The sequence below is a fragment of the Streptomyces caelestis genome (assembly GCF_014205255.1).
GTDB classification, from domain to species: Bacteria; Actinomycetota; Actinomycetes; order Streptomycetales; family Streptomycetaceae; genus Streptomyces; species Streptomyces caelestis.
On record NZ_JACHNE010000001.1, the window covers coordinates 6,819,537 to 6,834,660 of the forward strand.

Sequence of the window (15,124 nt, forward strand, 5' to 3'; positions counted from 1 at the left end):
TGTGCCGTGCCGGATGAGACGAGCCGCCCCAGGAGGAACCCACCGGTGACGGCGGTTCGGAAAGGAAGACCGCATGAGCATGCGCGATCGGGCCATGGCGATGGTGACGGCCGTGTTGCTGGGAGCCGGGGGCACCGGAGGCCACCGCCCCGGCGTACGCTGCGCCGGGGCGTACTACGCGACGGTCAGTCGGCGTGCGGTGTTCCGGGGCGTACCGCTAGGCGGCGGGCGACGTTCAGCCGGATTCAGTCGGTGCCCGGCGCGCCGGGACGTACCGCTACCGCGTCGACCTCGAACAGCATCCCCGGCAGCGCCAGCGAGGCGACCCCGCTCAGCGTCTGCGCCGGGAGCCGACGGCCGAAGCGCGCGTGCAGCGCCTTGCCCAGGATCTCCAGCTTGCCGGGGTCGTGCTCCACGATGAACGTGCCGAGCCGCACGACGTGTTCATAGCCGAGCCCGACCCCCTCCAGCGCCGACCGCAGCCGGTCGAAGGCCAGTTCCACCTGCGTGGCGAAGTCGCCGGGCACGGGGGCGCCGGTGGCGTCGGAGGCGTACTGGCCGCCGATGAAGACGGTTTCGCCGGGTGCCGAGACGGCGTGGCTGTAGCCGAACGGCGTGGGGTCGTGGAGCGTGGCCGGGTTGGTGATCGTGCGCGAGTCGCGCGTCATGACCGGGCAGTCCTTTCGCGGAGTACGGCCGCCGCACACCGGCGGCGGCCCTGACACTCCTGCCAACTCCCCGCGCGTGTCCGGGCATTCCTCACCGGAACACCTTCAGCGCACGCGCGTGACGAATGCCTGTCGCTCGCTGAAGCCGGCCTCGCCCTGGAGGTCGAGCCGCTCACCGTCGAAGGCCACGACCCGGCCCCGGGCGTCGATGGTCGGGTGGGCCGCGGGCCGCTGGTTCGCCGTGCCGTCGGGGCGGGCGCTGATCACGGCCACCTGGCCGGTGCGCAGATCACGCCAGTAGACGATCTGGCGGGGGCGCTGACCGGGGTCCGATTGGGACACGGCGAAGGCGATCCGGCGGGCGTCGGCGCTCGGCCGGCCGCTGTGTGTGGTGTACTGCGGCTGCGGGCCCAGGACGTGCCGCAGCGTTCCCCGCCGCAGATCCCGTACCACGACGCCCGCGGTGTCGTTGGTGCCTCCGGACGGCAGCGTGAGGCACCTCCGGCTGAACGCGACATGGCGGCCGTCGGCGCTGATCACCGGGGAATCGACCCAGCTCTCCGCTGGGTCTCCCGCGCACTCGGCGTCGGCGCGGGTGCGCTCTCCCGTCCGCCGGTCGAGGACGTGGACGCCTTCCTCGTCCTCGCCGGGATCGGTCCCCGCGTCCCACAGGTGATAGGCGACGCGGCTGCCGTCGTGGCTCAGCGTGGGGGAGACCAGGCGTTGCTCGCCGCTGGGCAGCGGGTGGTCGATCTCCGTGGCGGTGCCCCGCCGGAGGTCACGCACGTAGAGCAGTGACCGGTCGTCGGACCTGTCCGTCGGCCGGGCCGTGAACGCCACGTACCGCCCGTCGCCGCTGACGACCGGCGTCGACGCCCGGCCGAAGGCGGGGTCGGTGCCCTCGTCGACCTGTGCGGTGCGGCCCGTCCGGGTGTCGTGGAGGTAGGCCGGGAGCCTCACCTCGCGGGGCGGCGGCCAGGTGTTCGGCGCGAGCGCGGCGAAGGCGACGCGTGTGCCGTCCGCACTGATGGACGGCGTCCCGAACTCCTGATCACCCGGAACGTCGCTGACCCAGCGCAGGTCCCCGGTGCGCAGGTCCTTCACATAGACGTCGGCGGCGCTGTCCGTGTCGCCGGGAGCCAGATTCGTGGCCCACGACAGGAACGCCACGTGTCTGCCGTCGGCACTGGCCACGGGGTGCGCCGAAGCCCCGTTCCCCTTGACGCCGTCGGCCGTGACGTCGACGAACTCCGTGCCCGGTCTCGGCTCGGACGCCCCGGCGGGCCCGGCCGGCGCCGCCGTGCACACCGATGCCATGGCGGCGACGACAGCCGCTCGTAACGCAGAACGCATCATTCCCCCCGGTCGGCAACGCCCCCCGTCCCTGTGGCAAGGGGCCCTCACCCATGCAACGACCCCACCGGGCACAGGTCAATGCGTCCATTTCCGTACAACCCGATCGCGCCGCCGACTGTCCGCGCCCGCGAGTGTGGATGACCGGCCCCACCCCCTCCCGTACCCGCACCACCGCTACACCCGTGGCGCCGCCGTGCTCGCCCGTTCCACCAACCGTGTCGACAACTCCGTCCGTGTGCTCTCCGGGTGGTGGCCGTCCATGAGGCGCAGCAGTGACCGCAGGGCCGTCGCGGCCATCTCCGACAGTGGCTGGCGGACCGTGGTCAGCGCGGGGGAGGCCCAGCGCGCCTCGGGCAGGTCGTCGAAGCCCACCACACTGATGTCGTCCGGGACTCTCAAACCCCGTTCGGCCAGGGCCTCGTACACCCCCAGCGCCATCCGGTCCGAGCAGACGAAGACGGCCGTCGGCGGCTCGGGCAGGTCGAGCAGTTCCCGCATGCGGCGGTGGGCCAGGCTCTCGTCGAAGCCGGCGTGCCGGACGTACTCGGCGCGGTGCCGGACCCCGGCCGACGCGAGCGCCGAGCGGTAACCGGCGACCCGCGCGCTGCTGCACATCGTGCGCCGGTGCCCGGCGATGACGGCGATGCGCTCGTGCCCCAGGGACAGCAGATGCTCGGTGGCCGTCAGACCGCCCTGCCAGTTCGCCGCGCCCACCGACGCCACGCCCTCCGGCGGTTCCTGGACCGGGTCGATCATCACGAACGGGATGCGGTGCTGCTCCAGCCAGGCGTACTGGGAATCGCTCAGCTCGGCCAGGTTGAACAGGACCCCGGAGGAACCCCGGGCGACCAGCTTGTCCAGCCAGCCCCGCTCCGGGCGGCCGGCCCGGGTGCGGGTCAGGGCCGCCGACACCACGACCTCCAGTCCCGCGTCGTGCGCCGCCTCCTCCACCCCGTGCAGCACCGCGCCCGACCAGGAGCTCTCCAGCGAGTGCACGACCAGGTCGACCAGCCGGGGTGCCTTCGTCGCGTCGAACCGGGGTCTGCGCACATAGCCGAGCCGGTCGAGCGCCTCGGTGACGCGGCGGCGGGTCTCGGGTGCCACGTCCTCCCGGCCGTTGACCACCTTCGAGGCCGTCGGCACCGACACCCCCGCCTCGCGGGCCACGACCGCCAGCGTCGGACCGGCCGCCATGCTCGCACTCGCCGTACGGACCATCGGGAACCCCACCTCTCCGGCCCGCCCGAGGGCCGTGGAAAGTTTCGACCAGCGCTGCTCGCCGTGGGCCGGAGTCCGACCCGACAGAAAGCGCTTCCTACTGTAGGTGCGGCGCAGGACGGCGGGAAGACAAGTGAATTCACGGGTTCTCGCCGGTCAAAACTTTCGAAACCCCGAACAAGACCCTCAGTCGGGTGTGCAGGTCAGCCGGAACCCCCTGAAGTCCGCCGTGAACGCCGCGTCGACGAGGTCCCGGGCGTGGACGCCCGCCATCGCACCGGTGAAGCGCAGCCGGGAACCGTGGTCGTCGGACAGCCGGCTGAAGTCCAGGGCCGGGCCGATCGCCGTGCGGGCCCCGTCCCGTACGTGCCAGAAGCGTGCCTCGGCTCCCTCGATCGTCACGCCCAGCGTCGCGGCCGCCCCTACCGGCACCTCCACGACGGCCACCTGCCGGGTGCCGGCCTCGTCGCGCTCCACCAGGCTGAGCACCGTACGGCCCCCCGCACCTGGCATGCCCCGCCACTGCTGTCCGCGCTGCGGCTCACCCTCGGGCTCCGCCCAAGTCAGGTCCAGGCTGAGATACGCCTCGGGGTTGTACCAGAGCACCAGCCCGGCGGCCTGTGTGAAGGTGACCGGCCGCGCCTCGACGGTGACCTCGGCCTCCGCGCGATGCTCGGTGATGCGCTGGGCCAGCAGGCTGCTCGCCCAGCGGGACTCCGGGCCGTGCCGGCCGCGCAGCCGGATCCAGCCGGGCCGGGCCGTCGTGTCGGCCCAGGACGGGTCCGGCGGCTCGCGCAGGGTGCTCCACGGCCAGGACAGGTCCTCGGGCGGGGCGGCGGGAGGCAGCGGGTGCGGACGTGTCGGTACGTCGACGTCCACCGCCGGGTGCCAGCCGCCCTGCCGCAGCCGGGGCCAGCCCTCCGCGTCCCAGGTCACCGCCTGGATCGCGGTCTCCCGGCCGAGCGGGCAGCGGCGGCCCCGCGGCGTGTGCAGCGGACGGGCCGTCAGATGGCCGATCAGCCACTGCCCGTCCGGCGTCTCGACCAGCTCGCCGTGCCCGGCCTTCTGCAACGGCACGTCCGGGTCGTCCCGGGTGGTCAGCAAGGGCCGTTCGTCGAGTGCGTACGGCCCGGTCAGCTCCCGGCTGCGGGCCACCCGCACCCCGTGCTCCCAGCCTGTGCCGCCCTCCGCGAGGACGAGGTAGTACCAGCCGTCGCGCCGCAGCAGCTTCGGCCCCTCGATGAGCCGGTCGTGCTGGAGCAGCAGACGCGTCGGCCCGACGGGGGCGAGCGTGTCCCGGTCCAGCTCCGTGACGACGATCCCGGCGAACCGCTGACCGCCCGGCCGGTGGTCGTTCTGGAGGTTCAGCAGCCACAGCCGGCCGTCCTCGTGGAACAGGGCCGGGTCGAAGCCGTGGCTCGCGACCCGGCGCGGGGCGCTCCACTCGCCGCTCACGTCGGCGGCTGTCGAGACGTACGTGTCCAGGTCGAAGTACGGCGTGCCGACCGAGCGGACGACGGTGTACGTCACCCAGAACCGTTCCCCGTCCCAGCTCAGCGACGGCGCCCAGACGCCCCCGGAGTCGGGCACCCCGGCCAGCGAGTCACCGGGGGCCGCGCCCCGGACGTGCCCCGCGTACTCCCAGTGGGCCAGGTCGCGGGAGCGGTGCACCGGGATCGTCGGGAACCACTCGAAGGAGCTGGTCGCCACGTAGTACCAGTCGCCGACCCGGACCAGGGAGGGGTCGGGGGCGAAGCCGCGGAGGACGGGGTTGTGCAGGACGGTCACGTGAGGGCTCCGGGAGGGGAGGGCACCCGGGGACCGCGGGGAGTCAGGGTCACCTGCGGCCCCCGGGAGTCAGGGAAAGGCGAAGGAGATCACTTGAGGGCGCCGCTCACTTGAGGACGCCGCTCACTTGAGGGCGCCGAGCGTCACGCCCGACCGCCAGTAGCGGCGCATCGCGACCATCATGATCGCCATCGGCACGATGGACAGCAGCGCGCCGGTCAGGACGAGGCCCGTCAGGTCGATGCCGGACTCAAGGCGGGTGCCGGTCCAGTTGTACAGGCCCAGGTTGAGTGTCCAGTTCTCCTTGCCGCGCAGCACGGTCAGCGGGAGGAAGAAGGCGTTCCAGGTGTTGACGAAGGCCAGCAGGAACACCGTCGCGCCGCCCGTCGTCATCATCCGCAGCACGATGCTGAAGAAGATCCGCAGCTCGCCGGCACCGTCGATCCGGGCCGCCTCCAGCAGCTCGTAGGGGACCGTGGCCTCGGTGTACACCTTGGCCAGATACACGCTGAACGGGTTGATCAGGCAGGGGATCAGCATCGCCCACGGGGTGTCCACCATGCCGAGCGCCGAGAACAGCAGATACAGCGGGAGCGTGAGCAGCGCGATCGGGATCAGGAACGAGCCCACGACACACGCGAAGATCACGTTGCGGCCGGGGAAGTCGAACCGGGCGAGGCCGTAACCGGTCGCCAGCGCGATCAGTGTGCCGCCGAGCGAGCCGACCCCGGCGTACAGGAACGAGTTGGCCGTCCACCGCAGGAAGATGCCGTCCTGGTAGGTGAAGACCTGTTGCAGGTTGTCCCAGAGATGCCAGCCGGAGAACCACAGGCCGTTGCTCTGGTACAGCGCCGTGCGGTCCTTGGTCGCGGCGACGATCAGCCACCACACCGGGAACAGGCTGTAGACGCTGGCCAGGATCAGCCCGACCAGCAGGAACCGCTGACCACCCCGCCCGCGGGAGGCCGCGTCCGGGCGGGTCAGGCGCCGGACGCTGCGGACGGGGGGCCGCTCGGTGGGGTGCTCGGTCAGCACCATCAGTCGGCCTCCTTCGAGGTGAGCCGGTAGAAGAGGAAGGAGGCGACGCCCAGGATCAGGGCGAGGAGCACGGACAGGGCGGCCGCGTAGTTGTAGTTGCCCGCGTTGAACGCCTGGTTGTAGATGATCATGATCGGGGTGAAGCTGTCGCTGACCGTCTGCGGGGTGATGTTCCGGAACAGTGCCGGCTCGTTGAAGATCTGGAGCATCTGGATGATCGACAGCAGACCCGTCAGGACCAGCGCCCCGCGCACGTACGGAATCTTGATGCTGCGCGCGATCCGCAGCTCGGAGGCGCCGTCGAGCCGCGCCGCCTCGAACAGGTCGCGGGGCACGCCCTGGAGCGCCGAGTAGATGATCACCATGTTGTAGCCGATGCCGTGCCAGGTCAGCAGGTTGCCGATGGACGGCCACACCATCGACGGCGCGAAGAAGTTCCAGTCGAACCCGAGGGCCTTGCCGATCGGGGTGAGCGGGCCGACGTCCGGGCTGTAGAGGTTGACCCACACGATCGCCGCGACCACGCCCGGGATCATGTACGGCACCAGCAGCAGGATCCGGAACCGGCTCGCCACCCTGGAGGTGAGCGCGTCCAGGAACAGCGCCAGCAGCAGGCTGATCAGCAGCATGAACGGGATCTGCACACAGGCGAAGAGCACCACGCGCAGGATGGAGTTCATGAACGCCGAGTCCGTCAGCCCCTGGCCGTAGTTGTCGAGCCCGACGAACTCCGTCGTGGCGCCGCCGAGGCCGAGCCCGGACTGCTTCTCCGTGAACAGCGACTCGTAGACGGCGTAGCCGATCGGGAGCAGATACAGGAAGACGAAGCCGAGCTGGAAGGGCACCGTGAACGCGGCACCCTTCCAGCGCAGGGAGCGAATCATCGAATGCCTCAGCCCTTGACGCTGATACCGCGGGACTTCAGGTCCTTGACCGTCCACTCCTGCATGTGCGCGAGCAGGTCGGTGACCTTCTGCTCCTTGTTGACGACCTTGGCCCAGCCCGCCTGGAGCTCGGTGAACATCGCGGTCCAGTTGGGCCCGAAGGTCCAGTCGGTGGTGACGGTGCCCAGGCTGTCCGTCACGACCTTCTGCGCCGGCTCGTAGTTCTCGCCGAGCAGCTTCTGCGAGATCGACTCACCGACGTAGGTCTCGCTGTCGGCCAGCGCCGGCATCACGCCGTTGCCCGTCTCCGGGCTCGCCATCGTCTTGACCGCGTCCTGGTTCGTCGACATCCACAGCGCGGCCTGCGCTGCCTGCTCCTGGTTCTCGCACTGCTCGGTCACCAGGGTCACGCTGCCGGTCAGGTTGGTACCGGCCGGCGTCTTGGGCGCCTCGCCCTTGTACGTCGGCCACGGGGCCAGGGCCCAGTCACCGAAGGACTTGGTGAAGTTCTGCACCATGCCGGCCATCTGCCAGGTGGAGATCTGCCGGGTCGCGGTGGCGCCGGTGTCGTAGCTGCGCTGCACGGCCGCGTAGTCGGCGAAGGACAGCTTGGCGTTCAGGTCGTTGTCGATGATCTCCTGGATCACCTTCGCGGCCTTGAGGGTGCCCTCGTCCTGGAAGTTCACCTTCCAGGCATCGCCGTCGATCGCGTACCAGTGCGCCCCGGCCTGCATGGCGAGCACCTCCAGGGTGCTCGGGTCCTCACCGGCGTAGTTCGTGATCTTGATGTCGTGCTTCTTCAGCTCCTTGCCCGCGGCGATGAAGTCGTCCCAGGTGGCCGGGGGCTTCAGGCCGTACTTCTGGAAAATGTCCGTGCGGTAGATCGTGAACTGGGGCGCCGAGCTGGTCGGCACGCCATAGAGCTTGCCCTGCACCTGCGCGCTCGCCCAGGCGCCGGTGTTGAACTTGTCCTTCTCGCCCTCGACGTAACTCGTGATGTCGGCGAGCGCCCCCTGCGAGACCCAGCTGGTCACGTACTCGGCGGTGTTCTGCACCAGGCAGGGTGCGTTGCCGGCCTTCACCGCGTTGGTCAGCTGCTTCTGCATGGTCAGCTGGTCGGTGACCTTGGTGTACTTCAGCTGGATGTCCTTGTGAGAGGCGTTGAACGCCTTGACGACCGCCTCCTGGCCGTTGGCCCAGCCCCAGAAGGGGAGGGTGACCGGGCCGGACTTCGACGCGGCGTCGTCACCCGAGCCGGATCCGCCGCAGGCGGAGAGGAGACCTGTCAGCGCGATACCCGCGACAGCGGCGGAGGCGAACCTTCTCCGGGGGCTGGTGAAGTTCATCTGACCGTGATCCTTCGGAATAGGGCGTTCTCAGAACGAGAGGACGGCAGCGGCTCGGTGGTGCTGGCCAGGAACGGCGGCCGGAAACCGTCGGCTCGCGGTTGCGGGGGGTTCGGCCAAGCGTAAGCAGAAGCTGTAGTAAGCGGTTGCAGGGACCGTAGGCGGGTAGCTCGACTCTTAGCAAGAGGTGCGCGGCAATTTGTTACGGCGGATTGTCCGCAGGGTTATCCCCGGACGGGTGGCATCCGCTCCCGCCGGGCCTCATATATTCGCAGGTCAGTGCGATGCCGGACGCGTCGACGCGAGGCCTCGGCGGCCACGTTGACGAAACCTCGAACGGGCTGCAAGGACCTCGGAAAACGGTTACGTAACGACCTCTACGCGTTGTCCGTGCTATCCGTTCTGACCCGGCGGCCGCACCGAGTTGCGCACCACGACATGCGTGCCCAGCACCAGGTGGTCACCGTCGGCACTCTTGCGACGCCCCGCGCCGCCCTCGCGCCGGTCGGCCACCGCGCGCAGCGCGACGCGGCCCATCTCCTCGTACGGCACGTGCACGGTGGTCAGTTGGGGGGTGAGCTGGGACGCGAGCGGGATGTCGTCGTAGCCGACGATCGAGACGTCCTCGGGCACCCGCAAGCCCGCCGCGCGCAGGGCCTGCATGGCGCCCGCCGCGACCACGTCCGTCCCCGCGAGCACGGCGGTGAAGCCCGGCGTGTCGTGCAGAGCCGCCTCGACGGCCTCGTAGCCGTGCTCGTAGTCGTACGGGCCGTGCCGGACCATGCCCGGGTCGAACGGCACGCCGTACGCCTCGAAGGCTCGCTGCGCTCCCCTCAACCGGCCCTGCGCGGTGGTCAGTTCGGCATGGCCCGGCAGGACCAGGACGCGCCGGTGACCGGCCGACATCAGGTGGCTGGCCATCGCGTAGGCGCCGCCCTCGTTGTCGTAGTCGACGGTCGTCGCCGGGACGTCGCCCTCCAGCGGAGGCCGGCCCACCAGGACCAGGTGCGAGCCGGCCGCGTCCAGGGAACGGGCGAAGCGGGCCATGCGCAGCTGGTACTCGTCGTAGTCGTAGGCCCCGCCGAGCAGGATCACGGCGGCCACGCCCTGCTGGCGCATCAGGTTCACCAGCGCCAGCTCCCGCTCCGGGTCGTCGCCGGTCGTGCCGACCAGGGAGAGCCAGCCGCGCAGGGTGGCGGCGCCCTCGACGCCCTTGGCGACATGCGCGAACGCGGCGCCGGTGATGTTGTTGATCAGGATCGCCACCGTCGGGGTGCCGCCGCCGGCGAGCGAACGGGCGTGGGCGTTGGTGACGTAGTCCAGGTCCCGGACCACCTTCATCACCCGGCGGCGCAGCTCCTCCGACACCGGGTAGTTGCCGGACAGCACCCGCGAGACGCTGGCCACGGAGACACCGGCCCGCTGCGCGACGTCGCGAATGGTCGCCCGTCCGGCGTCGCTCGCCGCCTTGCGCTGACTCACCCTTGCGGCTCCTTCACCGTCGTGGCTCGATCCGGCACCGGGGCTGTGCCCCACCCGTGCGGAAACCGTATCCCATGGTTACTCCGGGCTGGAGGGCTTGTGGACGGCGGGCTGAGGGGCGGCCTGCCGGGCGGAAGGGGGGGGGAGGCAGAGCAGGGCTTGGGTGTGATGCTTTCCTTGGGCGATCTTCTTGTCGTAGTTGGCGCTCGACGCTGGGTCGCCCAAGGCTGCGAACGCGGACAGGAAGAAGGCCCGACCGTGCTGCCCGACCCGGCCCGGATCAGCGGCCTGGGCCACCGGCAGCGTCGGATCGGTGTCCCACACGCTGATCTCCACGGCGCCGTCGCTGATCTCCAGGTCCAGCAGACACGGGCCGGGCGCGTATTTGTGCGCGTTGGTCACCAGCTCGCTGACCACCAGCTGCACCATGCCCATCGCCCGGTCCGACACCGGAATTCCGTGCACGGCCTGCACCTCGGTCAAAAAGCCGCGGGCAGCATGCCGGGCCTCGGCCACCGGCTCGCCGCCGGCGAAGGCCAGCGCCGACAGAATCGGGCGGCTGGCCAGTGGCCGATCTTCGTTTTCGGGCACCACTGGAACCACACCGCCACCCTCGTCCTGAGCAACACGGTAAGGCCCCCCCGAAACCACACCGCACACCACAGTCAGACGGGCCCCCTCACTTCGGGCAGACTTACACCAATTAGCCCTCTGGCCTGCGCATTCAGGCCGGACCTTGCTTGTCGTCTGACCCCCGGCCGAACTTGGCCGTTGTCGACAGTCTTCGCGATAGGCAGGATGGCGGGCACGGCCGTGTCACCGGCAACGCGTCAGCTTTGCGACGCCACCTTTCCGGACAACGACGCTGCGAGTGCCCTGTGACTCGCAGCTCGGGGCAGCCGACCGGTGGGCCTGGTTGGTGATCGCCGGCTTACGGCGCGGATGGCAGTTGCTGCGGTCGCGGGCCTACTCGATCGGGGGGTGCGCGGGCATCCGTGGGCGGGCTGGTCGTTCTCCGCAGGGTGGGGCAGCCGGGAGAAGCTGAACGTCACTCCTCTGGTGGAAGACAGCCGCCGCGCGCGGTGAACACAGACTCCAGCGCTGTCCTGCACCTTGGATACGGCCACCCCGTCGTGTCCGTGCCGGACGGCCTGAGCGTGCTGCTGCATGCGTGGGCGTGATCGCTGCCGGCCGTGCGCACGGCGAGTGACCACATGCCGGTGGTGGCCGGGGCGGTGATCTGATCGCCGCGGGGTCGGCAAGGCCCGCGCAGGCCGCTGGACGTGCTTCGACTGTCATCGTGGCCGAGCTGTGCGAGAGACCGTAATCGGGTGTCCTCGCACGGTGATTTGCGTTGTACTGGCCGTGGCGACGACTCATCTGTGTGCGTGTGGTGATTCCTGTCCGTCGGGATCGTGGCGGTTGGCGTTGGTCGTTTTGATCTTCACTGGCCCGACTCGCGCCGCCTTGCGGGCGTTGGCTACGGTATGACCGGCCTCCCCGATCCTGCTCTGCCCTGGGAGACGCCGCAGCGCCGGGACGGTGCCCGCCGCGGGGCTGTCGAGTGGTGGCACGACGCCGTCTGCTACCAGGTATACCTGCGTAGTTTCGCGGATGGAAACGGCGATGGCATCGGGGACCTTGCCGGGCTGCGCCGACGCCTGCCCTATCTGTCCGAGCTGGGTGTGGACGCCGTGTGGGTCAATCCCTGGTATCCCTCTCCCATGGTCGACGGCGGTTACGACGTCTCCGACTACCGGAACATCGATCCCCTGTTCGGGAGTTTGCCCGAGGCCCGCGCGCTGATTGAGGAGATCCACGCCCTGGGGCTGCGCATCCTGATCGACCTGGTGCCCAATCACACCTCCTCGCAGCACCCCTGGTTCGGTGAGGCGCTGGCCGGCGGCCCAGGCTGCGTCGAGCGGGACCGTTTCGTCTTCAGGCCGGGCCGCGGGCCGGGAGGCGGGCTGCCGCCCAACAACTGGCGGAGCGTTTTCGGCGGTTCGGCGTGGACCCGGGTCGTCGAACCCGATGGCATGCAAGAGTGGTACCTGCATCTCTTCGCGCCTGAGCAGCCCGACCTCAACTGGAACAATGCCGAGGTCCGCCGGGAATTCGAGTCGGTTCTCAGGTTCTGGTTCGATCACGGGGTCGACGGGATCCGCATCGACGTCGCGCACGCCATGAGCAAGGCCCCCGGTCTGCCGGACCTGGGGCCGGCAGACATCGAACTCATCGGATCGGCCGCCCATCCAGGTCATCCCCACTGGGACCGTGAGGGGGTCCACGAGATCTTCCGTGGCTGGCGCGCGGTGGCCGACTCCTATTCCGAGCCCCGCGTGTTCGTCGCCGAGGCGTGCGCGCGCAATCCAGAACGTCTCTCCCGCTATGTCCGGTCCGGGGAACTGCACACCGCCTTCAACTTCGACTACCTGACCACCCCGTGGCGCGCGGAACACATGCGCACCGCGATCGACAGCTCCCTGACGACGATGGGCGCCGTCGGCGCACCGGCGACCTGGGTTCTGTCCAACCATGACGTCGTGCGACACCTCACCCGCTATGGGCGGCCGCAGTCCAAGAGCCAGGTACACGATCTCGCCGATCATCTGCTTGCCGGCCCGTTCGACCTGGAGCTGGGCACGCGTCGGGCACGGGCGGCCGCTCTGCTCACGCTGGCTCTTCCGGGTTGCGCCTACCTCTACCAGGGCGAGGAACTTGGCCTGTGGGAGGTGGAGGACCTGCCTGATGAGGCGCTGCAGGATCCCATCTGGCAGCGCTCGGGACATACCTACCGCGGCCGCGACGGCTGCCGCGTGCCGATGCCCTGGTCCGGCGACACCCCGCCCTTCGGCTTCAGCCCCGACCACGCCGGATCAGACCCGTGGCTGCCTCAGCCGCGAGAGTGGAATCGTCTCACCGTGCAAGTGCAGCAAGGTGACGAGCGGTCGATGCTGGAGCTGTACCGGCGGGCGCTGCGCATCCGCAGGGCGCACCCGGCTCTGGGCAGCGGGTCATTGCTCTGGGATCCCACCGCTGGCCCCGGCGTGCTGTCCTTCACCCGTCCCCCCGGTTTCCAGTGCATCGTCAACTTCCGCCCTGACCCCCTTCGGCTGCCAGAGCACGGCGGTGTGCTGCTGAGCAGCGTTCCTCTGGACAGCGGACGCTTGCCCGGCGATGCGGCCGTTTGGCTCACCCGCTGACGCCCGCGCGACCGCACCGCCCGGGCCGGGAGCCACAGCGGGGGTGCCCACCACACGGGTGATGCAGGCCGATGCCGTCATATCGCCTACCACCCTGCCACGGCCACGCGGCTACGACTTTCGACTGGCCGCCAGGCAATGCCGGACACCGCACCGCATCACCGATCACCAAACCGAAGGACGCATGTGCGGGCATACAGAGACTTCACGGGTCGTTCCGGAGCCGCTACGCTGGCATGGCGTAATCATTCGCATCTATAGCGTAACCGGTCGGCGGGTCGGCCACCGTGCCCCACGCCTCCCTGAGCAGCCGGTCATGCAGTCCGTTCCCGGGGGAACGGACTGCTCTGCCGGGGCCAATCTCTTTGCAACCTCAGTTGAGATCGCTTCGATCGACTCTTCTCAGGGCCGAGGACCGAACCCGGCGTTCCGCTGGTCCCAGCTCCGCACCCCGCGTCGACGAGGCAAGCGACGGAGACCATCATGGCCACCAGTTACTGGTTCAATGTCATGGATTACGGTGCGACCGCCAATGGCGTCACCGATGACACCACCGCAATCCAATCCGCGATCAATGCGGTGCCTTCCTCCGGCGGAACGGTCGTTTTCCCGGCGGGCACCTACAAGATCTCCTCCGCGTTGGTGGCTCGCTCCAACCTGATCCTGCAAGGCGTCAGCGACGGCTCGTCGGTGATCGCGCAGAGCAGCACCACGGCCAACGGCCTCACGGGCTCGGACATCACGAGGCTGACCATCCAGGATCTCACCGTCCAGGGACCGGGCAGCGGCAGCGGCAAAGGGATCCTGCTGACGCGATCGGCGAACCCCGCGACCGTCTCGCTGTCGTTCTCGCGGGTGACGGTGAAGTTCTTCGGCAACACCGGCATCGAGCTGTCCAACCCGATCGTGTCCACGTTCACCGGCGTGACATCGGCCAACAACGGCAACCACGGCTGGGACATTCACGGTGTCTCCGGAGGTGCGGCAGGCACGAGCTGCTCGTTCGTCTCCTGCTACGCCGACATCATCACCAACGCAGGCTTCCGTCTCGACACGATGGCCTACTGTGCCTTCGTCGGCTGTGCCGCGGACCACTGCGGCATCGGCTACGAGGTGACCGGCGTCGGAAGCCAGGGCATCAGCTTCACCGGATGCGGCGCCGAATCCGCAGTCAACCGCGGCACCGGATATGACGGCTACAGCTGGAAGATCAACGCGGCGATCGGTGTGGGCCTGTTCAACTCCTTCACCTACAACAGCCCCAACGTCAGCATCTGGGTCACCGGCGGCGCGCGAGGGGTCAGCATCCTCGGATTCGCCGAGAACACACCCACCGGCCCGGCGGTCAACTCGATCAAAGTCGACTCCGGCTGCTCGGCCACCCTCGGCGACTTCAGCAACGTGGAACCCCTGTCGCTGGCGGGCGCCACCAACATCATCAACGACACCGCGGGCGGCACGGTCGCCACCGGCTTCGTCTACGGCGCGGACTCCGCCTACTACGAGGGCACCGTCTCCTCCGGCACCGCGCCGACCTCGGCCGAGCATCTCGCGCGCAAGGACTACGTCGACACCAAGGTCAACCCCGCCCCCGTCACCCTCACCGACGCCCCCACCATCGCCACCAACGCAGCCCTCGGCAACCTCTTCCGCGTCACCCTCCAGGGCAACAGAACTCTCGGCGCACCCACCAACCCCACCAATGGCCAACGCGTCACCTGGGAACTCATCCAGGACGCCACCGGAAACCGCACCCTCACCCTCAATTCGATCTTCGTCCGGGGCACCACCATCCCCACCGTCACCCTCACCACGACGGCCGGCAAGCGGGACTTCCTCACCGCGATCTACAACTCCACCACGAACAAGTGGTACGTCCTCGACTTCGTCAAGGGCTTCTGACCGGCAGGGACGAGGCTCGACCACGGTGATCCACTTGCCGGGCGGGCTTGGGCGGGGAGAATCGGCTGTAGGGCGTGGCGGCGGACCCGATCCGGTCCTGAGCGGCAGCTGACACCGCGCTCCGAGAAGCCGCCTCATCAAGGCCGGGAGCCCGCCCGCCGCCGTCTCCATCCACGAGCGACGCGGAAGCTCGTTCTGTCCGATGGACGCTACGGAAGCTGAGGTTGCCATTGGTGGGC

Annotated in this window: 10 protein-coding genes and 1 pseudogene; 2 read left to right on the plus strand and 9 right to left on the minus strand. The window is 69.5% G+C overall.

From position 1 onward, the window contains the following. Positions 1-245 precede the first annotated feature (245 nt). From HDA41_RS31170 to HDA41_RS43085, 9 genes and pseudogenes are all read right to left on the minus strand, one after another. Positions 246-668 (minus strand): RidA family protein, encoded by a 423-nt coding sequence (locus HDA41_RS31170; RefSeq protein ID WP_184989853.1) that lies wholly within the window; start codon positions 666-668, stop codon positions 246-248. A 105-nt stretch (positions 669-773) separates the two neighbouring features. Then, complete coding sequence (locus HDA41_RS31175; RefSeq protein WP_184989855.1) at positions 774-1,985, minus strand: TolB family protein; 1,212 nt, start codon at positions 1,983-1,985, stop codon at positions 774-776. 213 nt (positions 1,986-2,198) lie between these two features. Then, positions 2,199-3,242, minus strand: a complete 1,044-nt coding sequence (locus tag HDA41_RS31180; protein ID WP_184989857.1) for a LacI family DNA-binding transcriptional regulator — start codon at positions 3,240-3,242, stop codon at positions 2,199-2,201. A gap of 186 nt (positions 3,243-3,428) precedes the next feature. Beyond that, the gene (locus HDA41_RS31185; protein WP_184989859.1) at positions 3,429-5,030 is read right to left on the minus strand and encodes a glycoside hydrolase family 43 protein; all 1,602 of its coding nucleotides are present in this window, start codon (positions 5,028-5,030) and stop codon (positions 3,429-3,431) included. A gap of 123 nt (positions 5,031-5,153) precedes the next feature. Next, complete coding sequence (locus tag HDA41_RS31190) at positions 5,154-6,068, minus strand: carbohydrate ABC transporter permease (protein WP_184989861.1); 915 nt, start codon at positions 6,066-6,068, stop codon at positions 5,154-5,156. Further along, complete coding sequence (locus HDA41_RS31195; protein ID WP_184989863.1) at positions 6,068-6,952, minus strand: carbohydrate ABC transporter permease; 885 nt, start codon at positions 6,950-6,952, stop codon at positions 6,068-6,070. The genes HDA41_RS31190 and HDA41_RS31195 overlap by 1 nt, the downstream gene beginning before the upstream one ends. Positions 6,953-6,960: 8 nt before the next feature. Continuing rightward, a complete protein-coding gene (locus tag HDA41_RS31200) occupies positions 6,961-8,298 on the minus strand; it encodes an ABC transporter substrate-binding protein (RefSeq protein WP_184989865.1) in 1,338 nt (445 codons plus the stop codon). 393 nt (positions 8,299-8,691) lie between these two features. Beyond that, positions 8,692-9,780 (minus strand): LacI family DNA-binding transcriptional regulator, encoded by a 1,089-nt coding sequence (locus HDA41_RS31205; RefSeq protein WP_184989867.1) that lies wholly within the window; start codon positions 9,778-9,780, stop codon positions 8,692-8,694. A 303-nt stretch (positions 9,781-10,083) separates the two neighbouring features. Next, positions 10,084-10,443, minus strand: a pseudogene (locus HDA41_RS43085) (ATP-binding protein); the annotation flags it as partial. 824 nt (positions 10,444-11,267) lie between these two features. Here HDA41_RS43085 and HDA41_RS31215 point away from each other — a divergent pair. Continuing rightward, positions 11,268-12,983 (plus strand): glycoside hydrolase family 13 protein, encoded by a 1,716-nt coding sequence (locus tag HDA41_RS31215; RefSeq protein ID WP_184993877.1) that lies wholly within the window; start codon positions 11,268-11,270, stop codon positions 12,981-12,983. 510 nt (positions 12,984-13,493) lie between these two features. Next, complete coding sequence (locus HDA41_RS31220; protein WP_230299554.1) at positions 13,494-14,885, plus strand: glycosyl hydrolase family 28-related protein; 1,392 nt, start codon at positions 13,494-13,496, stop codon at positions 14,883-14,885. Positions 14,886-15,124: the final 239 nt, after the last annotated feature.